Below are 22,522 nucleotides of genomic sequence, written 5' to 3'. Positions count from 1 at the left end.
TTGGACGCCGCAGACCCCTAGCCACTGTGTGTACTCATGGGTTTACCATGAGTGACGGCCGGGGGATGGGGTGCGGGCGACACTGCATCATGGATCCGATAGCGTCGCCGAGCTGAGAACCGTCGACCGACCGCATGGCTCCGGGCCACCCTTCCCGGAACCTCGAAAGAGTTTGTGCCACCTTGGAGGTGAGGGTGTCCCAGATCGCAGGCGAGCCCGGGAATCAGGACTTCGTAGAAGTCCGGCTGCCCGCTGCGGGTGCCTACCTGTCGGTGCTGCGAACGGCCACGGCCGGTCTCGCAGCGCGTTTGGACTTCACTCTCGACGAGATCGAGGATCTTCGCATCGCGGTCGACGAGGCCTGCGCGATCCTGCTTCAGCAGGCCGTGCCCGGCTCCGTCCTCAGCTGCGTCTTCCGACTCGTCGACGACTCCCTTGAGGTGACGGTGTCGGCCCCCACGACGGACGGCCGCGCACCCGAGCGTGACACCTTCGCCTGGACGGTGCTCTCCGCACTGGCCGGCAAGGTCGACTCGACGGTCGCCGACGACCGTACGGTCAGCATCAGCCTCTACAAACAGCGCGGCGCGGGCCCCGGGCCGGCGTGAGCGACGGGAACGGGGACGGTCCTGTGCGGGACGAGACGATCCGAACCGGGGTGGTGCGGCCGGCAGGCATCCCGGAGCAACAGGCCCGGCCGCATCCGGTGGACGGAGCGGACGGGTCCCAGAGCCTCAACGTCGCGGTGGAGCAGTCCCAGGAGCGGGCGGGCCAGATGAGCGAGCACGGGCACCACGATCCCCACGACCGCAGCAGGGCCCGGGCCCTGTTCATCGAGTTGCGGGAGCTTCCCGACGGCTCCGCGGAGAAGGCGGAGTTGCGCAACCGGCTGGTGCGGATGCATCTGCCGCTGGTCGAGCACCTGGCCCGGCGCTTCCGCAACCGCGGGGAGCCGCTGGACGACCTGACGCAGGTCGCCACGATCGGGCTGATCAAGTCGGTGGACCGGTTCGACCCGGACCGGGGCGTGGAGTTCTCGACGTACGCGACCCCCACGGTCGTCGGCGAGATCAAGCGCCACTTCCGGGACAAGGGCTGGGCGGTGCGGGTGCCCCGCCGGCTGCAGGAGCTGCGTCTTTCGCTGACCACGGCCACCGCCGAGCTCTCCCAGCAGCACGGCCGCTCACCGACGGTGCACGAGTTGGCCGAGCGGCTCGGCATCTCCGAGGAGGAGGTGCTGGAGGGCCTGGAGTCGGCCAACGCGTACAGCACGCTCTCGCTGGACGTGCCGGACACGGACGACGAGTCCCCCGCGGTCGCGGACACGCTGGGCTCGGAGGACGAGGCGCTGGAGGGCGTGGAGTACCGGGAGTCGCTCAAGCCGCTCCTGGAGGACCTGCCGCCGCGTGAGAAGCGGATCCTGCTGCTGCGGTTCTTCGGGAACATGACCCAGTCGCAGATCGCCCAGGAGGTCGGCATCTCGCAGATGCACGTCTCCCGGCTGCTGGCCCGCACCCTGGCCCAGCTGCGCGAGCGCCTGCTCGTCGAGGAGTAGCAGGACGGCCGTTCCCGGGGGCCGCGGCCCCCGGGGCCCAGGCCCCGGGGCTCAGGCCTCGGGGTCGGCTCCGGCGCCCCTGCGCAGGCCGAGGATCTGGGTGGTCGCCGGGTTCAGCACGAGCGTCAGACCGGTCACGGCGACCGCCGCCAGCACGATCCCGGCGGGGATCAGCGCGCCCTGGGAGCGCAGCAGCGTCCAGGCCACGGGCAGCGCCATGATCTGGGTGATCAGCGCCGGGCCCCGGCTCCAGCCGCGCAGCAGCAGCAGGCCGCGGGCGGCGGCGAGCGGGATGGCGCCCAGTGCGATCAGCGTGATGCCGACCGTCTCCGCCTGCTGCGGGCTCTCGGGGCGCCCGAGCACCCCCATCACCAGCAGGTAGAGCCCGCTGACCGCGAGCGCGGCGCCTTCGAGGGCGTTGATCCCGGCGAGGGCGGTGATCCTTCTCGGGCGCTCCGCCGCGGCGGGCGAGGGGGAGGACGAGGTCGCTTGAGTGCTCACGCCTTTCAGGTTGGCATCCCCGGGGCCCGGAAGTGAAGCCGGGGTGCGTGGGCGCGGCGCATGTCACGTACGGGTGAGGATCACGGAGCGTGACGGGTCGGGAGCGCAGCGAACCGCGACTTCAGGGCCGAACCGCCCGGTAGGTACTCTGACGGGCATGCGCGCACTTCTCGTGGTCAACCCGGCAGCTACCACCACCAGTGCGCGCACCCGTGACGTACTCATCCATGCTCTGGCCAGCGAGATGAAGCTGGAGGCGGTGACCACGGAGTACCGGGGTCACGCCCGGGATCTGGGGCGGCGGGCGGCCGACAGCGACGACATCGATCTGGTGGTCGCGCTCGGCGGTGACGGCACGGTGAACGAGGTCGTGAACGGGCTGCTGCACCGGGGCCCGGACGTGGACGGCGTCCCGAAGCTCGCCGTGGTCCCCGGCGGCTCCACCAATGTCTTCGCGCGCGCCCTGGGGCTGCCCAACGACGCGGTGGAGGCGACCGGCGCGATCCTGGACGCCCTGGAGCACCAAAGCGAGCGCACGGTCGGCCTGGGCCTCGCGGCCGGCACCCCGGGCACCGAGGACGAGTCCGTTCCCGAACGCTGGTTCACTTTCTGTGCCGGTCTCGGCTTCGACGCCGGAGTGGTCGGCCGGGTCGAACAGAAACGCGAGCACGGCAAGCGTTCGACCCATGCGCTGTACGTACGCCAGGTGGTGCGGCAGTTCCTCGACGAGGCCCACCGCAGACACGGGACGATCACGCTCGACGTGCCCGGCCAGGACCCCGTCACCGACCTCGCGCTCTCCATAATCTGCAACACCGCCCCCTGGACCTACCTGGGGAATCGTCCGGTGTACGCCTCTCCGAAGGCCTCGTTCGACACCGCTCTGGACGTCCTCGGACTGAAGCGTCTGTCCACTGCGGCGGTGGCCCGCTACGGCACCCAGCTGCTCACTTCGAGCCCTGACAGAGGGCCCCGCGGGAAGCACGCCGTTTCACTGCATGACCTCACGGACTTCACCTTGCATTCAAAGGTCCCACTGCCCTTCCAGATGGACGGCGACCACCTGGGACTGCGTACGAGCGTGACGTTCACAGGCGTACGCCGTGCACTGCGTGTGATTGTGTGAGTGGAAGGGCCGAAAGTCCTTTAACTCGAACGTTTGGCCTGGCCCCCACCCCTTAGAAGTGCGGCTGTGACCTAGTCGACACCGAGGAATCAAAAAAAACTTTCCAGAAGGGGTTGTATCCGCCGCCGAGGTTTGCGAATCTCTACATGGCGATCGGGACGGCCCGCAACACCGGCCTCCACTGAGAGCCAGAACCCCTCCTCACCATCACAGACCACGACCAGTTCTTCTGGGAGTCGGCCCGTCATCTGTGGGGGGATTCGTGAAAGCGTTCACATTCACAAGCAACAAGCGTGTAATACCAAGGAGAGGTAGCAGCCATGGACTGGCGTCACAACGCCGTTTGTCGTGAGGAAGACCCCGAGCTGTTCTTCCCCATCGGCAACACCGGTCCTGCGCTGCTGCAGATCGAGGAAGCCAAGGCCGTCTGCCGTCGCTGCCCCGTCATGGAGCAGTGCCTGCAGTGGGCGCTCGAGTCCGGCCAGGACTCCGGCGTCTGGGGTGGCCTCAGCGAGGACGAGCGCCGCGCGATGAAGCGCCGTGCCGCTCGCAACCGGGCGCGTAACGCCAGCGCCTGACCGACGCCCCCACGAAACACGCCTCAGCCCGGCGGCGCGCACAGAGCGTGCGCACAGCCCCGCCTTCGAGTCGCAGCGCGCAGTACCCCGAAGCGCATCGCAACGTGAGCATCACGGAGCGGGCCCGGACCGTCACCACGGTCCGGGCCCGCTCTGCTGTGCCCTGTCAGTCATTTGTCGCCGCGCACCGGGAGGTCCAGCACCACCTGGGTGCCGCGCTCCGGCGCCGGGACCATGCCGAACGTGCCGCCCAACTCCCCCTCCACCAGTGTCCGTACGATCTGGAGCCCCAGATTGCCGGCCCGCTGCGGGTCGAACCCCTCGGGCAGACCGCGCCCGTCGTCGGTGACGGTGATGAGGAGCCGGCCCTCGGTCGGTGAGCCGCCGCGCACGGCGGAGACCTCCACCGTGCCCTGATCGCCCACCACGAACGCGTGTTCCAGGGCGTTCTGCAGGACTTCGGTCAGCACCATGGAGAGCGGGGTGGCGACCTCGGCGTCGAGGATGCCGAAGCGGCCGGTGCGCCGGCAGGTCACCTTGCCGGGCGAGATCTCCGAGACCATCGCGATGACCCGGTCGGCGATCTCGTCGAACTCGACCCGCTCGTCCAGGTTCTGGGACAGCGTCTCGTGGACGATGGCGATCGAACCGACGCGCCGCACCGCCTCGTTGAGCGCCTCGCGCCCCTGTTCGGAGTCCATCCGGCGGGCCTGGAGGCGCAACAGGGCGGCCACCGTCTGGAGGTTGTTCTTCACCCGGTGGTGGATCTCCCGGATGGTCGCGTCCTTGGTGATCAACTCGCGTTCGCGGCGGCGCAGTTCGGTGACGTCCCGGAGCAGGACCAGCGAGCCGATGCGGACGCCCTTGGGCTTGAGCGGGATGGCCCGCAGCTGGATCACCCCGCCCGCGCACTCCACCTCGAACTCGCGCGGCGCGTACCCGCTGGCCACCTTGACCAGGGCCTCGTCCACCGGCCCGCGGGAGGGCGCCAGTTCGGCGGTGGTGGTGCCGAGGTGGTGGCCGACCAGGTCGGAGGCGAGGCCGAGGCGGTGGTAGGCGGAGAGGCCGTTGGGGCTGGCGTACTGCACGACCCCGTCCGCGTCCAGCCGGATCAGTCCGTCGCCGACGCGCGGGGAGGCGTCCATGTCGACCTGCTGGCCGGGGAAGGGGAAGGACCCGGCGGCGATCATCTGGGCCAGGTCGGAGGCGGACTGGAGGTAGGTGAGCTCCAGCCGGGAGGGGGTGCGCACGGTGAGCAGGTTGGTGTTGCGGGCGATCACCCCGAGGACCCGGCCCTCGCGGCGTACGGGGATGGACTCGACCCGTACGGGAACCTCCTCGCGCCACTCCGGGTCGCCCTCGCGCACGATCCGGCCCTCGTCCAGGGCCGCGTCGAGCAGCGGGCGGCGGCCGCGCGGCACCAGGTGGCCGACCATGTCGTCCTGGTAGGAGGTGGGGCCGGTGTTGGGCCGCATCTGGGCGACGGAGACGTACCGCGTGCCGTCGCGGGTGGGGACCCACAGCACGAGGTCGGCGAAGGACAGGTCGGAGAGCAGCTGCCACTCCGAGACCAGCAGATGGAGCCACTCGAGGTCGGTATCGCTCAGAGCGGTGTGCTGGCGGACGAGGTCGTTCATGGAGGGCACCTGTGGAGCGTACCCGGGGTGAACGGGAGTGTTCGAACCGATCGGTCCGGCGGGCCGTGCCACAGGGCGGGGCGCGCGTGTACCGGGCTCCGGCGGGCAGGAAGGTGATGGACAGGGTGCGGTGCGCGGCCGGAGAATGTCGTGCACACGGATGGACACGGGCAATTGGTCTAGTCCACAATGAGTTCACCAAGACCTCCGCTCTCCCCGCACAGGAGAGCGGACCGAGGCACCCGGCGCTCTCTGCCCTGACTGCGCCGGTGCCTCCAGTGGCCGGAGGCACCGCACACCGCCGGCCAGGTAGCTCCGGGCTGCGGTGCCGGGCGGGCTGAGGGTCCCGTCCTGGCGCCGCGGCCCGCGGGTGTTTCCGGGGGCCTGTGACCTCTGCCTGTTCTCAGCGGGTCTCCGTGACCTTGGCCAGGGCGCGTGGTGAGTCCGGGTCCTGGCCCCGCGCGATGGTGACCTCGTACGCCAGCATCTGCAGCGGCAGGATCTCCAGGATCGGCTGCAACTCCTCGGGCACCCCCGACGTCGGCAGCGCGAAGCCCGCCGAGGCCGCCTCCACCTGCACCTTCGGGCCGACCACGAACAGGTCGGCGCCGCGGCCCCGCAGCCGGTCCAGCACCGGCTGGAGCGCCTCACCGCCCCGGCCGTCGGTGACCACGGCGATCACCGGGGAGATGTTGTCGACCATCGCCAGCGGGCCGTGCAGCAGGTCGGCACCCGAGTAGGAGAGAGCGGGGATGTAGCTGGTCTCCATGAGCTTCAGGGCCGCTTCCTTGGCCGTGGGGTAGCCGTAGCCGCGCGAGGTGATCACCATGCGCTCGGCGAACCGGTAGCGGGAGGCCAGCGCCTTGACCTCGGCCCGGCGGCCCAGGATCGCGCCCGCCAGGTCGGGCAGGACCGAGGCGGCCTGCGTGCCGTCACCGCCTCCCAGGCCCTCCACGAAGAGGTAGAGGGAGAGCAGGGACGCCGTGTACGTCTTGGTGGCCGGGAGCGCCTTCTCCGGGCCCGCCAGGATGTCGATGTGGAACTCGGACACGGCGGCGAGCGCGGAGTCCGGGTTGTTGGTGACCGCGAGCGTGACCGCACCGGCCTCCCGGGCGGCCCTCGTGGAGGCCACCAGGTCCGGTGAGCCGCCCGACTGGCTGACGGTGATCACCAGGACGTCCCGCAGATCGGGCTTGGCCCCGTACGCCGTCGTGGTGGACATGGAGGCGAGCCCGCAGGGCAGGCCGAGCCGGATCTCCAGCAGGTACTTCGCATAGAGCGCCGCGTTGTCGGAGGTGCCACGCGCGGTGAGCAGGACGAAGCGGGGCTTCCTGGCGGCGATCTCGGCGGCCACCTCGTGGATGCGGGGCGCGCCCTGTTCGAGGATGCGCCGCAGCATCGCGGGCTGCTCGGCCATCTCGCCGGACATGATGCGGCCGGGCACATCGCGCTGGTCGTCGCGGCCGGACGGAGGGGTGGCTGACATGTGGGGTGCCTCCCGATGCGGTGTCGTACCGGACAAGTCGACCAGGCAATCGCGGGGTCCGCCAGCGGGCGGGAAGGGCGGACCGGGCGGGGGGTCCGATGCGCGGGCCGTTCACCGCACAGCTGCCCGATTCTGCTAGATTGGACCCTTGATTGGTCTATACCACAGGGTTCCACTCATCAGATCGGCAGGCACAGCGTGGAAGTTGTCATCGTCCCGGACGCCACGGCAGGCGGCGAACTGATCGCGGAGGCCATCGCCTCCCTGCTCAGCCGCAAGCCCGACGCCCTGCTCGGCGTTGCCACCGGCTCTACCCCGCTGCCCATCTACCGCGCGCTGGCGGCCAAGGTCGCCTCCGGGGCCGTCGACGCCTCGCGGGCCCGCATCTGCCAGCTGGACGAGTACGTCGGGCTGCCCGCGGGCCACCCGGAGTCGTACCGCTCCGTGGTCCTGCGTGAGGTCGTCGAGCCGCTCGGGCTCTCCGAGGCCTCCTTCATGGGCCCCGACGGCTCCGCCGAGGACGTCCAGGCGGCCTGTGAGGCGTACGACAGGGCGCTGGCGGAGGCCGGCGGGGTCGACCTCCAGCTGCTCGGCATCGGCACCGACGGGCACATCGGCTTCAACGAGCCGTGCTCCTCGCTCGCCTCGCGCACCCGGATCAAGACGCTGACCGAGCAGACCCGGGTGGACAACGCGCGCTTCTTCGACGACGACATCGACCAGGTGCCGCACCACGTGATCACCCAGGGCATCGGGACCATCCTGGACTCCCGGCACCCGATCCTGCTGGCCACCGGGGAGGGCAAGGCGGAGGCCGTCGCCCAGACGGTGGAGGGGCCGGTCGCCTCGATCGTGCCGGCCTCGGCGCTCCAGCTGCACCCGCACGCGACGGTGGTGGTGGACGAGGCCGCCGCGTCGAAGCTGAAGCTGGCGGACTACTTCCGCGCCACGTATGCGGCGAAGCCGGGGTGGCAGGGGCTGTAGCCGTACGTTGCACGCGGCTGAGGGCCGGGACGCCTGATGGTGTCCCGGCCCTCGGCCGTTGTGCCGCCCGTCCGGCGAGAGGCTTTGTCCTCAATCGCCGGACGGGCTTGATTTTGTCCGCCCCGCACGCTTGGTCATCGCCGGACGGGATTTGCCGGCCTTACGGCCTTGTCCTCAATCGCCGGACGGGCTCGAATTACCCGCCCGACGGGCCGGATATGTCCGTCACCGCTTCCGCTGCTGCCTGGCCGCAGACGCGGGAGGCGCCGTGGGTGGCGATGTGGAGGGCTCCCCTGGGGGTGGACTCCGGGACGCCCATCTCGACCACGATCGTGTCCGGGCGCGCCGTCAGCAGGGCGTCCAGCGCCTCGCCCATCCAGGCATGGCGGTGTTCGTCGCGGACCACGGCGACGATGCGCCGCTCCCCCGCCGCCGCGACCGCCTCGGCCGCCGGGTCGGCGCTCTCGCCGGTGTACGTGGCCACCTCGGTGCCCGGCAGGAGCCGGGTGAGTCCGGCGGCGATGCCCCAGGGGGTCTCGTCGCCGACCGCGATGTTCGCCACCGCGGAGAACTCCGCGACGTAACCCGGCTCGGTCAGCCGGTCGCCGGTGCCGGTGACCTTCACCGCGCGGCGGGCGGCCACCAGGCCGATGTCGGAGCTGACTCCGGTGCCGGGCGCGGTCCCCTCCTGCACTTCCGCGCCCGGCTCCGGGACGTCCCCCCTGGCCCCCTGCGTCCAGGACGCGAGGGCCCGTACACGAGCGGCCGCGTCCGCGAGCCGCTCCTCGGCCAGGTCTCCGCTGTGCACCGCGGCGACGAGGGCGTCGCGCAGGCGCAGCACCGTCTCCTCGTCGGCCAGACCGCCGCCGACGCAGATCGCGTCGGCGCCCGCGGCGATCGCAAGGACCGATCCGCGCTCGATGCCGTAGGTCCTGGAGATGGCTTCCATCTCCACACCGTCGGTGACGATCAGACCGTCGTAGCCCAGTTCCTGACGGAGCAGACCGGTGAGGATCCGCGGGCTCAGGGTGGCGGGACGGTCGGGGTCGAGTGCGGGAAGCAGGATATGCGCGCTCATCACCGATTTGGAACCCGCCGCGATGGCCGCCCGGAAAGGCAGCAGCTCACGGGCGTGCAGGGTGTCGAGATCCACATCGATGCGGGGCGTCGCCAGGTGCGAGTCGACCGCGGTGTCGCCGTGGCCGGGGAAGTGCTTGGTGCAGGCGGCGACGCCGGCGGCCTGGAGTCCCTCGATGTACGCGGCGGTGTGCCGGGCCACCAGAGCGGTGTCGGCGCCGAAGGAGCGTACGCCGATGACCGGGTTGCCCGGGTTGGAGTTGACGTCCGCGGACGGCGCCCAGTTCAGGTTGACGCCGCACGCGGCGAGCCGGCGGCCGAGCTCGTGGGCGACGGCCCGGGTGAGCTCGACGTCGTCGACGGAGCCGAGGGCGAAGTTGCCGGGGAACGAGGAGCCGTCCCTGACCTCCAGGCGGGTCACGTCCCCGCCCTCCTCGTCGATGGCGACGAGGACATCGTCCCGCTCGGAGCGCAGCCGCGCGGTGAGGGCGGCGAGCTGCTCGGGCGATTCGATGTTGCGGCCGAACAGCCCGACGGCGGTGAGCCCTTCACCGACGCGGCGCAGCAGCCAGTCCGGTGCGGTGGTTCCGGTGAATCCGGGCTGGAGCACCGCGAGCGCGTCGCGCGTCAGGGTGTCCGTGGTGGAAACGAGGGTGGTCATGGGCCCGCACTATCCCTTCACAGCGCCGGAAGTGAGGCCTGCGGCCATCTTCTTCTGGATGATCATGAAGAACACGACGACGGGCAGGGCGATCATGGTCGAGGCCGCCATGAGTGCGCCGTAGTCCGTTCCGCGCTCGGTGGTGAACGTCATCAGCCACACGTTCAGCGTGTACTTGGAGTTGTCGTTGATCAGGATGTACGCGAACAGGTACTCGTTCCAGGCGTTGACCAGCGCGAAGATCGACGCGGCGGCGAGCCCGGGGGCGAGCAGCGGGAAGATCACGCGGCGGAAGGCCTGGAAGCGGGTGCAGCCGTCCACCATCGCGGACTCCTCCAGCTCCACCGGGATGTTCACGACGAAGCCGCGGATCATGATGGTGGCGAAGGGCAGCGTGGAGACCAGGTAGACGACGATCAGGCCCCAGTACTCGTCGATCCCGCCCATGGCGTTGAGCTGGGCGTAGATCGGGATGAGCATCGCCGTCGGCGGGAGCATCTGGACCAGGATCATGACCAGGATCAGGGCCTTGCGGCCGAAGAACCGGAACCGGCCGATCGCCAGGGCCGCCAGCGTCGCGATGACCATGCCGCCGACCACCGCGGTGACGGCGACGATCAGGCTGGACTGGATGGCGGTGCCGAAGTTCGGCATCTCGGTGGCCCGTACGAAGTTGTCGAAGGTGATCGACGTGGGCCACAGGGTCTGGTTGTAGCTGCGGATCTCCCGGTTGGGCCGCAGGGCGCTGATGACCAGCCAGTACACCGGGAAGATCATGACCGCGGCGATACCGAGGCCGATGATGTCGAAGTGGAGCCGGCTCTTCTTGCGGTCGGGGCGCAGCACCTGTGTTTCGGTCGTACTGCTCATTCGACCTCTCCCGTCTTCATGAGCTGGCGCAGGTAGTACACGGCCACGCCGGACAGCAGCAGCACCGTGATAAGGGCGATCGCGGAGCCCTGGCTGAAGGAGGTGGACTCGAACGCCTTGGAGTAGGAGTAGAGGCCGAGGGTCTCGTACTCCGGCTCGGGCTTGTTGCCGCGCAGCAGCCAGATCTGGCCGAAGACGTTGAAGTCCCAGATCACCGAGAGGGTGGCGACCATGGTGAAGACCGGCTTGATGACCGGCCAGGTGACGAACTTGTAGATGCCGTAGGCGCTGGCGCCGTCGAGCGCGGCGGCCTCCTCCAGTTCCTGGGGGACCTGGGTGAGGGCGGCGTACAGGGTGACGACGACGAACGGGATGGCGCCCCAGACGACCAGCAGGGTGATGATGCCGAAGCCCTGGATCGGGTTGAGGTACCAGTTGTGGCCGAGCCAGTCCTCGCCGACGACCTTGGCGATCAACGTGTTGATCAAGCCGTAGTCCGAGTCGGCCATGAACCGGAAGATCGAGGCGGCGACCATCAGCGGCATCGACCAGGCGGCGATGAGGGCGACCGTCAGGACGAGCCGGACCCAGGTGGAGAGCTTGCGCATGAGCAGGGCGACCAGCAGCCCGATGCCCATCGTCAGCGTCACACAGATGGCCATGAAGACGATCGTGCGGAAGGTGACCCACCAGAACTCGGGGTCGCCGAGGATGTTGGTGAACTGTTGGAAGCCCACCCAGGGGGCGGGCTCTCCGGACCACAGTTCGCGCCGGCCCATGTCCTGGAAGGACATGATGACCGTCTTGCCGAGCGGGTAGAGGTAGACGGCGGCGATCGCCACGATCGCCGGGAGGATCAGGAAGTAGGGGAGGAGCTCACCCTTCTTCCGCTTCCTCTTCTGTACCCGGGGCGCATCGCCGTCGGCGGACGACGGCTTCCCGGTCGGCTGCGGGTCGGGTGGTACGGGGACCGGCGGCCCGACGGCCTTGGTATCAGCGGCAGACACGTGGCTGACCTTCCATCGCGGGTCCGAGGCGGGCCCCGGAATTCACGGCGTTCACTTGCTGAAAAGGGGGCGGGGGCCCGGCATCTCTGCCGGGCCCCGCCTGGCGACCGGAAGGTCAGGCCTTCTTGTTGATCAGGGCGTTGATCTTGTCGTCGGCCTTCTTGGAGGCGTCGGCGACGGAGGAGCCCTTGAGGATCTCCAGGAGCAGGTTCTCCAGGATCTCCTCCTTCTCGATGGAGGCCCAGCCCGGCGCGATCGGCGTGAACCAGGCGTCCGGCACCGCGTTGGCGATGGCTGCCGTCTCCGGCTTCGTCTTCAGCGGCTCGAGCTGCTTCTCGTTGTTCGGAAGCACGTTCTTCGACGCGAGGACGTCGCCGCCCTTGGCGTTGGTGAAGAGGGCGATCCACTCCTGGCCGAGGTCCTGGACCTTGGACTTGGAGATCGTCGCGAGGTCCGAGCCGCCGATGAAGGACGGGAGGGCCTTGCCCTCGGGGCCGGGGATACCGGCCGTGGCGATCTTGCCCTCGAGCTTCGGGTTGCCGTTCTCGCCCGTGGTGACGCTGCCGGCCTCCCAGGCCTGGCCGTAGATCACGGCGGCCTTCTCGTTGGCCATGACGTTGGCGTGGTCCTGCTCGTCCTTCGTCTGGTCGGCCTTGTTGTACTTCTTGACCAGGTTGACGTAGTGCTCAAGGCCCTTCTGCGACTCCGGGGAGGACAGCGAGCCCTTCCACTCCTTGGCGCCCTCGTCGTACGTGGCTATCTTGCCGCCGTAGGCAGCGACGTAGGACATCGCGGCGTACCAGTAGCGGCCCGGGAAGTAGAGCGAGGAGGCGCGCTTGTCCTTCTTGCCCAGCTCGGCGTCGACCTTGTCCATCGCGGCGAGGAACTCGGCCTCGGTCTGCGGGAGGACGTCGCTGCCGGTGCCGGCCTTCAGCATGTCCTTGTTGTAGACGGCCAGACGGGCACTGGCGTAGTAAGGAACGCAGTACGTCTTGCCCTCGAAGGTGCAGGTGTCCTTCAGACCCTTGATCCAGGTGTCCGAGTTCTCGTACTTCTTGGGGTCGATTTCCCCGAGCGCACCATTGAGGATGTACTGCATGGTCTCGGTGTTACCGAGTTCGACGACATCCGGGAATTTGTCGCCACCGAGGGAGGTGTCGAGCTTCTTGACCTTGTCAGCCCACTGCTGGTACTGAACGCTGACCTTGACGCCCGGGTACTTCTTGTTGAACTCGGCGTTGACGTCCTTGACCAGCTCGGGCCAGGTGGACTGGGCCTCGCCCATGAGCCAGACGGTCAGGTTCTCCTTGCGGTCGGCCGGCTTCTGCGACGAAGAGTCTCCGTCACCGGAACCACATGCCGCGACCGAAACCAACATGCCCGCGACACCAATAGCCGCGATGAGCTTGCGCTTCACGTCAAACCCTCCTCAGGGATGCTGCAACCCCACCCACCGCGAAGACATTCGACGAGTTCTGCTGGGGCTGGACCTGGTCTTTAATGGTTTAGACCAGTACCGGGAGCTTGGCCTAGACCTTTAGGGGTGTCAAGGGTGTATAAGAAGTGCACTCGCGTCCGTTATAGGACCGACACCTAAGGGAGGGCGACGACCCGTGACCGGACCGTGCCACCATGTGAGCCGCGACAGACGGAGGAGCCGGTGACGGCAGCAACACAAGCGTCGGGAAGGCGGGCCATGGGTGCCGACGGGGGCAGTTCGGGGAGCGAGGCCGGCAACGGTACGCGCACCGCGCGCGTACCGAAGTACTACCGGCTCAAGCGGCATCTCCTCGACATGACCGATACCTTGCCGCCCGGTACCCCGGTGCCGCCCGAACGCACCCTGGCGGCCGAGTTCGACACCTCGCGCACCACCGTGCGCCAGGCCCTGCAGGAGCTGGTCGTCGAGGGCCGGCTCGAACGCATCCAGGGCAAGGGGACCTTTGTCGCCAAGCCCAAGGTCTCCCAGGCGCTCCAGCTGACCTCGTACACCGAGGACATGCGCGCCCAGGGCCTGGAGCCGACGTCCCAGCTGCTCGACATCGGCTATGTCACGGCGGACGACACGCTCGCCGGTCTGCTGGACATCTCGACGGGCGGCCGCGTGCTGCGCATCGAGCGGCTGCGGCTCGCCAGCGGGGAGCCGATGGCGATCGAGACCACCCACCTTTCGGCCAAACGCTTCCCCGCGCTGCGCCGTTCGCTGGTGAAGTACACCTCGCTCTACACCGCGCTCGCCGAGGTGTACGACGTCCGCCTGGCCGAGGCGGAGGAGACCATCGAGACCTCGCTCGCCACCCCGCGCGAGGCGGGTCTGCTGGGGACGGACGTGGGGCTGCCGATGCTGATGCTCTCCCGTCATTCGATCGACGGCCAGGGCGAACCCGTGGAGTGGGTGCGATCGGTGTACCGGGGCGACCGGTACAAGTTCGTGGCCCGCCTGAAGCGGCCGACCGACTGAGAGACAGCACCATGCGAACAGGCGGTGGCCCGGGGATTCCCTCCCCGGGCCACCGCCTGTTTTCGGTCATCCCCGGTGGAGCCGGATCGCGTGAACCGATCCCGTCCGCCGTCCGTGTCCTTACTGCGGAACTTCGGTGGAGACATCGGCGATACGCGACCGGTATGCGGACAGGGGTTCCGGAGAGCGGCCGTACCACCTAGATTTCGCGCACGTTACGACAGTGATCACGCGAGGGGACGGATCGATATGCCGGAAACGCCCACACCAGCACCACCGGTTCCACGAGCACCGGGACGGCGGACCCTGTCCCCCAAGTCCATAGCCGTCTGGAGCCTGGTCGCCCTGGCCGGCGCCATCGGCTGGGCCACCCTCGCGCTCTCGCGCGGTGAAGAGGTCTCCGCCGCCTGGATGCTGGCCGCGGCGCTGGGCTCGTACGCCATCGCGTACCGCTTCTACTCCCGGTTCATCGCCAACCGGGTGCTGAAGGTCGACAAGAACCGTGCGACCCCCGCCGAGCTGCTGGACAACGGTGTCGACTTCCACCCCACCGACCGCCGGGTCCTGTTCGGCCACCACTTCGCCGCCATCGCCGGGGCGGGCCCGCTGGTCGGCCCCGTGCTCGCGGCGCAGATGGGCTATCTGCCCGGCACGATATGGCTCGTCGTCGGCGTCATCTTCGCCGGTGCCGTCCAGGACATGGTGACGCTGTTCTTCTCCACCCGCCGCAACGGCCGTTCGCTCGGGCAGATGGCGCGCGACGAGATAGGCCCGGTCGGCGGGATCGCCGCCCTGATCGCGGTCTTCGTCATCATGATCATCCTGCTCGCGGTCCTCGCGCTCGTCATCGTGAACGCGCTCGCCCACTCGCCGTGGGGCGTCTTCTCCATCGGCATGACGATCCCGATCGCCCTCTTCATGGGCGTCTATCTGCGCACCCTGCGGCCCGGCAAGGTCAGCGAGGTCTCCTTCATCGGCGTCGCGCTGCTGCTGCTCGCGATCGTCTCCGGCGGCTGGGTCGCCGAGTCCTCCTGGGCGGGCTTCTTCACCCTGGAGCCGGGCACGCTGGTCATCTGGATGATCGTGTACGGGTTCCTCGCCTCCGTACTGCCCGTGTGGCTGCTGCTGGCCCCGCGCGACTACCTCTCCACCTTCATGAAGGTCGGCACCATCGGGCTGCTGGCCCTCGGCGTGGTCGTCGCGCTGCCGACCCTGAAGATGCCCGCGGTCACCGACTTCGCCACCAGCGGCTCGGGCCCGGTCTTCGCCGGTTCGATGTTCCCGTTCGTCTTCATCACCATCGCCTGCGGCGCGCTCTCCGGCTTCCACTCCCTGGTCTCCTCCGGCACCACGCCGAAGATGGTCCAGAAGGAGACGCAGATCCGGATGATCGGCTACGGCGCCATGCTGGTCGAGTCGTTCGTGGCGATCATGGCGATGATCGCCGCCTGCATCATCGACCCGGGCCTGTACTTCGCCATCAACGCGCCCGTCGGCGTGATCGGCGACAGCGTCCAGTCCGCCTCCCAGGCCGTCGCCAACTTCGGCTTCACCATCACCCCGGACGCCCTCGCCCAGGCCGCCAAGGACGTGGAGGAGGCGAGCCTGCTCTCCCGGACCGGCGGCGCGCCCACGTTCGCGCTCGGCATGTCGGAGATCTTCTCCGCGGTGATCGGCGGGACCGCGATGAAGGCGTTCTGGTACCACTTCGCCATCATGTTCGAGGCGCTCTTCATCCTCACCACCGTGGACGCCGGCACCCGGGTCGGGCGCTTCATGCTCCAGGACATGCTGGGCAACGCCTACAAGCCGTTCCGCGAGGTCAGCTGGAAGCCGGGGGTCTGGTTCGCCAGCGCCGTCGTGGTGGGCGGCTGGGGCTACTTCCTCTGGGTCGGTGTGCACGACCCGCTGGGCGGCATCAACCAGCTCTTCCCGCTCTTCGGCATCGCCAACCAGCTGCTGGCCGCCGTCGCGCTGGCGGTCTGCACCACCCTGCTCGTCAAGTCCGGCCGCCTGAAGTGGGCGTGGGTCACCGCGGTCCCGCTCGCCTGGGACGTGGCGGTCACCCTCACCGCGAGCTGGCAGAAGATCTTCTCGCCGGACGTGAAGGTCGGCTTCTTCGCCCAGCGCGACAAGTACCAGGCGGGCATCGACGCGGGCGAGGTGCTGCCCCCGGCCAAGTCCATGGACGACATGCAGACCGTCGTCACCAACTCCACCGTCGACGGCGTGCTGTGCGCGCTCTTCGCCGTCCTCATCATCGTGGTGCTCGTGGACGCCGGCCGGGTCTGCTTCAACGCGATCCGCGACCCGGAGAGCGTCAAGCTCCACGAGACGCCGTACGTCGAGTCCAAGCTCGTCGCCCCGGCCTCGCTCGTCGCGACCAAGGAGGAGAAGGCCGAACTGGCCGCCGCCGGCGTCGGTCCCGAGGGCGGCATCCGCAAGGAGGCGGCGGGGACGGGGAGCCGGACATGACCGGCGCGGACGTACGGCGGGTGGCCGGAAGGATCCGCTGGTACGTCCGGGAACTGACCGGTGAGTCGGCGTACGACCGTTATGTGGCGCACGCCAGGTCCCACGATCCGGACACGCCGGTCATGACCCGCCGCGCCTTCGAGCGCAGTCGCACGGACGCCCGCGAGGCGGATCCCCGCGAGGGCTTCCGCTGCTGCTGACCACCACCGGCCGAACGGGGCCGTCGCACCCCTCCCAGGGGCGCGGCGGCCCCTTTTCACGCCCTCGCACGAGGGCCCGTATCCGCCGCCGATACGGAAAAGGCCGGGCGAAGAAGCCAGACCGCCATACCGACATCTGTTCACGCCGACACAACATGTGGGGGCTTCCTCAACGAGCGCCCCCCACATGTATGCTCGACCTCGCTGTCGCCGCAGGGGAATCCGGTGCGAATCCGGAACTGTCCCGCAACGGTGTGATCAGTGTGCTTTTGCACACCCGAAGTCCGACGACCTGTCGACAGCGCGTCCGGCTCGACCGAACCGGACGCCAGACGTCCGGGCCTCGCGGATGGGCCGGTGGACGCCGTGAGCAGTGCTGCCCTGCGGGGCATCGTGCTGCCCGGCTCCCCCGCTCGCCGCCGGCCCCCAGCCGAGCGAGGGAAAGCCCAGTGACCATCGCGCCCGCCGATCCGGTTTCAGCCACCGAATCCGCTGCCTCCACCGCGTCCGGAGCAGGCACGAACGACGGACCCGGGACCGCCCTGCTGCGGACCCTGACCGACCTCACCGTCGATCTGCCCGACACCGACCCCGGACGGGTCGCCGCCTCCGCGCTGCGCGGGCGCAACGCCCGCTCCGACGAGGCCGAGCTGCGCTCGCTGGCCACGGAGGCGGCGGCGGGGCTGATCTCCGAGGACCCTGCGTACTCCAAACTCGCCGCCCGGCTGCTGACCCGCACGATCGCCGACGAGGCCGCAGGCCAGGGCGCGACGTCCTTCTCAGCCTCGGTCGCCGTCGGCCACCGCGAGGGCCTGATCGCCGACCGCACCGCCGACTTCGTCGCGCTCCACGCGGCCGCGCTGGACAAGCTCGTCGGCCAGGCCCTGGCGGACGGCGCGGACGACCGCTTCGGCTACTTCGGTCTCCGTACGCTGCACAGCCGTTACCTGCTGCGCCACCCGATCACCCGCCAGGTCATCGAGACCCCGCAGCACTTCATGCTGCGCGTGGCCGCGGGCCTGGCCGAGGACGAGTCGGTGCGCGCGCTGGACGAGGTCGCCGCGCTCTACGGGCTGATGAGCAAGCTGGACTACCTCCCCTCCTCCCCCACGCTCTTCAACTCCGGCACCCGGCACCCGCAGATGTCCTCCTGCTACCTGCTGGACTCGCCCAAGGACGAGCTGGACTCGATCTACGACCGCTACCACCAGGTGGCGCGCCTCTCGAAGCACGCGGGCGGCATCGGCCTCTCCTACTCCCGCATCCGCGCCCGTGGTTCGCTGATCCGGGGCACCAACGGGCACTCCAACGGCATCGTGCCGTTCCTCAAGACGCTGGACGCCTCCGTGGCGGCGGTGAACCAGGGTGGCCGCCGCAAGGGCGCCGCGGCGGTCTACCTGGAGACCTGGCACGCGGACATCGAGGAGTTCCTGGAGCTCCGCGACAACACCGGTGAGGACCAGCGCCGTACGCACAACCTGAACCTGGCGCACTGGATCCCGGACGAGTTCATGCGCCGGGTCGACACGGACACCGACTGGTCGCTGTTCTCCCCCGCCGAGGTCCCCGAGCTGGTCGACCTGTGGGGCGACGAGTTCGACGCGGCCTACCGCGCGGCCGAGGCCAAGGGCCTGGCCCGCAAGACGATGCCGGCGCGTGAGCTGTACGGCCGGATGATGCGGACCCTCGCGCAGACCGGCCAGGGCTGGATGACGTTCAAGGACGCCTCCAACCGGACCGCGAACCAGACCGCCGAGCCGGGCCGGGTCGTGCACTCCTCGAACCTGTGCACGGAGATCCTTGAGGTCACCAACGACGGCGAGACCGCCGTCTGCAACCTGGGCTCGGTCAACCTGGGCGCCTTCGTGGCGAACGGCTCGATCGACTGGGACCGCCTGGACTCCACGGTCCGCACCGCGGTCACCTTCCTCGACCGGGTCGTCGACATCAACTTCTACCCGACCGAGCAGGCCGGGCGCTCCAACTCCCGCTGGCGGCCGGTCGGCCTGGGCGCGATGGGCCTCCAGGACGTCTTCTTCCAGCTGCGCCTGCCCTTCGACTCGCCGCAGGCCCGCGCGCTCTCCACGAAGATCTCCGAGCGCATCATGCTGGCCGCGTACGAGGCGTCCTGCGACCTGGCCGAGCGTTCGGGCCCGCTGCCCGCCTGGTCGGAGACGCGTGCCGCGCGCGGTGTGCTGCACCCCGACCACTACGACACCGAGCTCAACTGGCCGGAGCGCTGGGACGCCCTGCGCGCCCGGGTCGCGAAGACCGGCATGCGCAACTCACTGCTGCTGGCCATCGCCCCGACCGCCACGATCGCCTCGATCGCCGGTGTGTACGAGTGCATCGAGCCGCAGGTCTCCAACCTGTTCAAGCGCGAGACGCTCAGCGGTGAGTTCCTCCAGGTCAACGCCTACCTGGTGAACGAGCTCAAGAAGCTCGGTGTGTGGGACGCCCGCACCCGTGAGGCGCTGCGCGAGGCGAGCGGCTCGGTGCAGGGCTTCGCCTGGATCCCCGAGGACGTGCGGGCGCTGTACCGCACCGCGTGGGAGATCCCGCAGCGCGGCCTGATCGACATGGCGGCGGCCCGTACGCCGTTCCTCGACCAGAGCCAGTCGCTCAACCTGTTCCTGGAGACGCCGACGATCGGCAAGCTCTCCTCGATGTACGCGTACGCCTGGAAGCAGGGGCTGAAGACGACGTACTACCTGCGTTCGCGCCCGGCGACCCGGATCGCCCGTGCCGCGTCCGGCCAGGCGTCGGCCGCCGCCCCCATTCCCGTACAGCAGGCTTCGGCTCCCGACGCGGACGCCATCGCCTGCTCCCTGGAAAACCCTGAGTCCTGCGAGGCCTGCCAGTAATGAGCACCAACGACACCAAGAACCTGCTCGACCCGGGCTTCGAGCTGACCCTGCGTCCCATGCGCTACCCGGACTTCTACGAGCGCTACCGGGACGCGATCAAGAACACCTGGACCGTCGAGGAGGTCGACCTCCACTCGGACGTCGCCGACCTCGCGAAGCTGTCGCCGGGTGAGCAGCACATGATCGGCCGCCTCGTTGCCTTCTTCGCGACGGGCGACTCGATCGTCTCCAACAACCTCGTGCTGACGCTGTACAAGCACATCAACTCCCCCGAGGCGCGGCTGTACCTGTCGCGGCAGCTCTTCGAGGAGGCCGTGCACGTCCAGTTCTATCTGACGCTGCTGGACACCTATCTGCCCGACCCGGACGACCGGGCGGCGGCGTTCGACGCGGTCGAGGAGATCCCCTCGATCCGCGAGAAGGCCCAGTTCTGCTTCAAGTGGATGGACTCGGTCGAGAAGATCGACCAGCTGGAGACGAAGGCCGACCGCCGCCGCTTCCTGCTGAACCTGATCTGCTTCGCGGCCTGCATCGAGGGGCTGTTCTTCTACGGCGCCTTCGCGTACGTGTACTGGTTCCGCTCGCGCGGTCTGCTGCACGGTCTCGCCACGGGCACCAACTGGGTGTTCCGTGACGAGACGATGCACATGAACTTCGCGTTCGAGGTCGTGGACACGGTCCGCAAGGAGGAGCCGGAGCTCTTCGACGACGCGCTCCAGCAGCAGGTCACCGACATGCTGAAGGAAGCGGTCGAGGCGGAGCTGCAGTTCGGCCGCGACCTGTGCGGCGAGGGCCTGCCGGGCATGAACACCGAGTCGATGCGCCAGTACCTGGAGTGCGTCGCCGACCAGCGGCTCGCCCGCCTGGGCTTCCCGACGGTGTACGGGTCGGAGAACCCGTTCTCCTTCATGGAGCTCCAGGGTGTCCAGGAGCTGACGAACTTCTTCGAGCGCCGCCCGTCCGCCTACCAGGTGGCGGTGGAGGGCTCGGTCGGGTTCGACGACGACTTCTAGGCCCTTTGCGGATTCCGTACGACAGAAGGCCCCACCGTGCTGCTGAGCACGGTGGGGCCTTCCGCGTCCCCTGACGGCATGACGAGGACCGGCCGAACGGAAAACACTTGGACTAGACCAAGCCTTGGCGTGCACACTCTCAAATCGATCACGCCCGACCGGGCCCGGCTCGCTCCAGAGAGGCGCACATGCCCGTCATAGAAGTGGCAGACCTCGTCAAGGAGTTCAGCCGACCCACACGACAGGAGGGCCGCTTCGCGGGCCTCCGTACGCTGCTGACGCGTGAGCAGACCGTCAAGCGTGCCGTCGACGGCGTGAACTTCACGGTCCAGCAGGGCGAGATGGTCGGCTATCTCGGCCCCAATGGTGCGGGAAAGTCCACCACCATCAAGATGCTCACCGGCATTCTCGTACCCACCTCCGGCACGGTCACGGTCGCCGGTGCCACGCCCTGGCGGGACCGCTCCCGCAACGCCCGCCGGATAGGCGTGGTCTTCGGCCAGCGCAGCCAGCTCTGGTGGGACCTGCCTCTGCGCGACTCGCTCTGGCTGATCGGCCGCCTCTACGACGTGCCGGAGGCCCGGTTCCGCGAGAGGCAGCGGCAGTTCAGCGAGGTGCTCGACCTCGGCCCGTTCCTCGACACCCCCGTTCGCCAGCTCTCCCTGGGCCAGCGGATGCGCGGCGATCTCGCCGCCGCGATGCTCTACGACCCGGACATCCTCTACCTGGACGAGCCGACCGTCGGGCTCGACGTCATCGCCAAGGAGCGAATACGCACCTTCGTCGGGGAGCTGAACCGGGAATCGGGCACCACGGTCGTCCTCACCACCCACGACCTCGACGACGTCGAGGAGCTCTGCGACCGGATCATCCTCATCGACCACGGCAGGGTCGCCTACGACGGCGCGGTGGACGAGCTGAAGGCCCGCTACGCGCCGCACCGCGAACTCGTCGTGCAGACCGACCGGCTGGAGAGCGTCGAAGGTGCGGAGGTCGTCCGCCGGGAGGACGGCAAGGTGTGGCTGCGCTTCGACCCCGTCCGCACCCCGCCCGCCGAACTGGTGGCCGCGGTGCTGGCGCAGCACCGGGTGACCGACCTCTCGATCGTGGAACCCGAGCTGGAGAGCGTCATCCACCGGATCTACGCGGACCGCGGATGACCGCCCCGGCGACGGCCCGCGCCTCGGCGAAGACGGTCCCCGTCTCCGCGAAGCGGCCACTCACGACGCTGCTCCAGGCCTATCTCGCCTGCGCCCGGATGGAGTTCCGCGCCGCCCTCACCTACCGCACGGCCTATCTGTCGTCCTTCGCGATGATGCTCCTCCAGATCTGGCTGCTGACAGTGGTCTGGAAAGCCCTCTACGACGGCCGTGCCGAGGTGGACGGACTCAGCCTCACCACCACGACGGCGTACGCGACGCTGACGACGCTCCAGTACCAGCTCGTCAGCCCGTGGCGGTCCTCCCCCATCGACCAGCGGGTACGGGAGGGCAAGGTTGCCGTGGACCTGCTGCGGCCCGTCGGCTTTCCCGGCCAGATGCTCTCCGGTCAGCTCGGGTGGGCATCGGCCGCGGTCCCGGTCCTGCTGGTGGCCCTGCCGTTCGCGCTACTGATCGGCGCGGGCCAGGCACCGGCTTCCACGGCGGCGGGGTTGGCCTACCCCGTGGCCCTGCTCGGCGCGCTGCTCGTGAACCAGTTGCTCGGGCTGCTGCTCGGCATGGTCTCCTTCTGGACCTTGGAGGTGAGCGGCGCCCTCATGGCCTACCGCTTCGTCGCCCAGTTCTTCTCCGGGGCCCTGGTCCCGTTGTGGTTCATGCCAGGACCGATCAGGGTGGCCGCGGAATGGCTGCCCTTCCAGGCCACCGCGTACACCCCGGCGGCCGTCTACCTGGGCCAGATCGAGGGCCCCGGCATCGCGGTCGCCCTCGGGGTCCAGCTCGCGTGGATCGCCGCGCTCGGCGCCCTGTCCGCGTTCGTCTGGTCGCGCGCCCGGCGCCGCGTCATGGCTCAGGGAGGCTGAGGAG

The 22,522-nt window shown here is 69.2% G+C and carries 19 protein-coding genes and 1 riboswitch; of the genes, 12 read left to right on the top strand and 7 right to left on the bottom strand.

Translation table 11 applies throughout. From position 1 onward, the window contains the following. The first annotated feature begins 194 nt into the window (after positions 1-194). Together IE264_RS12725 and IE264_RS12720 are read left to right on the top strand one after the other, a co-directional pair. The gene (locus IE264_RS12725; RefSeq protein ID WP_003966375.1) at positions 195-608 is read left to right on the top strand and encodes an ATP-binding protein; all 414 of its coding nucleotides are present in this window, start codon (positions 195-197) and stop codon (positions 606-608) included. 23 nt (positions 609-631) lie between these two features. Continuing rightward, positions 632-1,555, top strand: coding sequence for an RNA polymerase sigma factor SigF (locus IE264_RS12720; protein ID WP_031123019.1), 924 nt, complete (start codon positions 632-634; stop codon positions 1,553-1,555). A 51-nt stretch (positions 1,556-1,606) separates the two neighbouring features. Here the strand turns inward: IE264_RS12720 and IE264_RS12715 are convergent, their stop codons facing one another. Continuing rightward, on the bottom strand, positions 1,607-2,056 hold the full coding sequence (locus IE264_RS12715) for a hypothetical protein (protein WP_015611269.1): 450 nt from the start codon (positions 2,054-2,056) through the stop codon (positions 1,607-1,609). A gap of 157 nt (positions 2,057-2,213) precedes the next feature. Here IE264_RS12715 and IE264_RS12710 point away from each other — a divergent pair, with 157 nt between their 5' ends. Then, positions 2,214-3,182 (top strand): diacylglycerol/lipid kinase family protein, encoded by a 969-nt coding sequence (locus tag IE264_RS12710; RefSeq protein WP_015611268.1) that lies wholly within the window; start codon positions 2,214-2,216, stop codon positions 3,180-3,182. Between the two features lie 320 nt (positions 3,183-3,502). After that, the gene (locus IE264_RS12705) at positions 3,503-3,760 is read left to right on the top strand and encodes a WhiB family transcriptional regulator (protein ID WP_003953983.1); all 258 of its coding nucleotides are present in this window, start codon (positions 3,503-3,505) and stop codon (positions 3,758-3,760) included. 170 nt (positions 3,761-3,930) lie between these two features. Here the strand turns inward: IE264_RS12705 and IE264_RS12700 are convergent, their stop codons facing one another. Then, on the bottom strand, positions 3,931-5,397 hold the full coding sequence (locus IE264_RS12700) for a sensor histidine kinase (protein ID WP_015611267.1): 1,467 nt from the start codon (positions 5,395-5,397) through the stop codon (positions 3,931-3,933). A gap of 403 nt (positions 5,398-5,800) precedes the next feature. Next, the gene (locus IE264_RS12695) at positions 5,801-6,883 is read right to left on the bottom strand and encodes an SIS domain-containing protein (protein WP_015611266.1); all 1,083 of its coding nucleotides are present in this window, start codon (positions 6,881-6,883) and stop codon (positions 5,801-5,803) included. Between the two features lie 198 nt (positions 6,884-7,081). On the opposite strand from IE264_RS12695, the gene nagB reads away from it, so the two are divergent. Then, complete coding sequence (gene nagB, locus IE264_RS12690; RefSeq protein ID WP_015611265.1) at positions 7,082-7,867, top strand: glucosamine-6-phosphate deaminase; 786 nt, start codon at positions 7,082-7,084, stop codon at positions 7,865-7,867. 196 nt (positions 7,868-8,063) lie between these two features. On the opposite strand, the gene IE264_RS12685 is transcribed toward nagB, so the two are convergent. The 4 genes from IE264_RS12685 to IE264_RS12670 form a co-directional block, all read right to left on the bottom strand. After that, positions 8,064-9,605, bottom strand: a complete 1,542-nt coding sequence (locus tag IE264_RS12685) for a glycoside hydrolase family 3 protein (RefSeq protein WP_032757900.1) — start codon at positions 9,603-9,605, stop codon at positions 8,064-8,066. 9 nt (positions 9,606-9,614) lie between these two features. After that, positions 9,615-10,475 (bottom strand): carbohydrate ABC transporter permease, encoded by an 861-nt coding sequence (locus tag IE264_RS12680; RefSeq protein WP_015611263.1) that lies wholly within the window; start codon positions 10,473-10,475, stop codon positions 9,615-9,617. Next, positions 10,472-11,482, bottom strand: coding sequence for a carbohydrate ABC transporter permease (locus IE264_RS12675; protein ID WP_032757899.1), 1,011 nt, complete (start codon positions 11,480-11,482; stop codon positions 10,472-10,474). Before IE264_RS12675 ends, IE264_RS12680 begins: the two co-directional genes overlap by 4 nt. A 115-nt stretch (positions 11,483-11,597) precedes the next feature. Continuing rightward, complete coding sequence (locus IE264_RS12670) at positions 11,598-12,899, bottom strand: sugar ABC transporter substrate-binding protein (protein WP_015611261.1); 1,302 nt, start codon at positions 12,897-12,899, stop codon at positions 11,598-11,600. A gap of 279 nt (positions 12,900-13,178) precedes the next feature. Between IE264_RS12670 and IE264_RS12665 the strand changes: the two genes are divergently transcribed. The 7 genes from IE264_RS12665 to IE264_RS12635 all read left to right on the top strand — a co-directional run bounded on the left by IE264_RS12665 (position 13,179) and on the right by IE264_RS12635 (position 22,518). Then, positions 13,179-13,943 carry a GntR family transcriptional regulator gene (locus tag IE264_RS12665; RefSeq protein ID WP_015611260.1) on the top strand — a complete coding sequence of 255 codons (765 nt, stop codon included), beginning with the start codon at positions 13,179-13,181 and terminating at the stop codon, positions 13,941-13,943. Positions 13,944-14,192: 249 nt separating this feature from the next. Continuing rightward, on the top strand, positions 14,193-16,418 hold the full coding sequence (locus IE264_RS12660) for a carbon starvation CstA family protein (RefSeq protein WP_078657494.1): 2,226 nt from the start codon (positions 14,193-14,195) through the stop codon (positions 16,416-16,418). Then, positions 16,415-16,618, top strand: coding sequence for a YbdD/YjiX family protein (locus IE264_RS12655; RefSeq protein WP_032757897.1), 204 nt, complete (start codon positions 16,415-16,417; stop codon positions 16,616-16,618). Before IE264_RS12660 ends, IE264_RS12655 begins: the two co-directional genes overlap by 4 nt. A gap of 191 nt (positions 16,619-16,809) precedes the next feature. After that, positions 16,810-16,932: riboswitch (cobalamin riboswitch) on the top strand. 135 nt (positions 16,933-17,067) lie between these two features. Beyond that, positions 17,068-19,482 (top strand): ribonucleoside-diphosphate reductase subunit alpha, encoded by a 2,415-nt coding sequence (locus IE264_RS12650; RefSeq protein ID WP_032757895.1) that lies wholly within the window; start codon positions 17,068-17,070, stop codon positions 19,480-19,482. Next, positions 19,482-20,498 carry a ribonucleotide-diphosphate reductase subunit beta gene (locus tag IE264_RS12645; RefSeq protein ID WP_015611256.1) on the top strand — a complete coding sequence of 339 codons (1,017 nt, stop codon included), beginning with the start codon at positions 19,482-19,484 and terminating at the stop codon, positions 20,496-20,498. Before IE264_RS12650 ends, IE264_RS12645 begins: the two co-directional genes overlap by 1 nt. Positions 20,499-20,686: 188 nt before the next feature. Then, positions 20,687-21,658, top strand: coding sequence for an ABC transporter ATP-binding protein (locus tag IE264_RS12640; RefSeq protein ID WP_032757893.1), 972 nt, complete (start codon positions 20,687-20,689; stop codon positions 21,656-21,658). Next, a complete protein-coding gene (locus IE264_RS12635) occupies positions 21,655-22,518 on the top strand; it encodes an ABC transporter permease (RefSeq protein ID WP_199814998.1) in 864 nt (287 codons plus the stop codon). The genes IE264_RS12640 and IE264_RS12635 overlap by 4 nt, the downstream gene beginning before the upstream one ends. Positions 22,519-22,522: the final 4 nt, after the last annotated feature.

This window comes from Streptomyces microflavus (genome assembly GCF_014650075.1).
Classification (GTDB): Bacteria; Actinomycetota; Actinomycetes; order Streptomycetales; family Streptomycetaceae; genus Streptomyces; species Streptomyces microflavus.
Note: the sequence above shows the minus strand (reverse complement) of the source record. Positions and strands in the feature narration are given on the sequence as shown.

What these genes read in the sequence shown, in the direction of transcription:
- IE264_RS12705 (WP_003953983.1), top strand. Translation starts at nt 3,503, where the DNA reads ATGGACTGGCGTCACAACGCCGTTTGTCGTGAGGAAGACCCCGAGCTG.
- IE264_RS12660 (WP_078657494.1), top strand. Translation starts at nt 14,193, where the DNA reads ATGCCGGAAACGCCCACACCAGCACCACCGGTTCCACGAGCACCGGGA.
- IE264_RS12695 (WP_015611266.1), bottom strand. Translation starts at nt 6,883, where the DNA reads ATGTCAGCCACCCCTCCGTCCGGCCGCGACGACCAGCGCGATGTGCCC.
- IE264_RS12655 (WP_032757897.1), top strand. Translation starts at nt 16,415, where the DNA reads ATGACCGGCGCGGACGTACGGCGGGTGGCCGGAAGGATCCGCTGGTAC.
- IE264_RS12685 (WP_032757900.1), bottom strand. Translation starts at nt 9,605, where the DNA reads ATGACCACCCTCGTTTCCACCACGGACACCCTGACGCGCGACGCGCTC.
- IE264_RS12665 (WP_015611260.1), top strand. Translation starts at nt 13,179, where the DNA reads ATGGGTGCCGACGGGGGCAGTTCGGGGAGCGAGGCCGGCAACGGTACG.
- IE264_RS12710 (WP_015611268.1), top strand. Translation starts at nt 2,214, where the DNA reads ATGCGCGCACTTCTCGTGGTCAACCCGGCAGCTACCACCACCAGTGCG.
- IE264_RS12645 (WP_015611256.1), top strand. Translation starts at nt 19,482, where the DNA reads ATGAGCACCAACGACACCAAGAACCTGCTCGACCCGGGCTTCGAGCTG.
- IE264_RS12680 (WP_015611263.1), bottom strand. Translation starts at nt 10,475, where the DNA reads ATGAGCAGTACGACCGAAACACAGGTGCTGCGCCCCGACCGCAAGAAG.
- IE264_RS12635 (WP_199814998.1), top strand. Translation starts at nt 21,655, where the DNA reads ATGACCGCCCCGGCGACGGCCCGCGCCTCGGCGAAGACGGTCCCCGTC.
- IE264_RS12700 (WP_015611267.1), bottom strand. Translation starts at nt 5,397, where the DNA reads ATGAACGACCTCGTCCGCCAGCACACCGCTCTGAGCGATACCGACCTC.
- IE264_RS12640 (WP_032757893.1), top strand. Translation starts at nt 20,687, where the DNA reads ATGCCCGTCATAGAAGTGGCAGACCTCGTCAAGGAGTTCAGCCGACCC.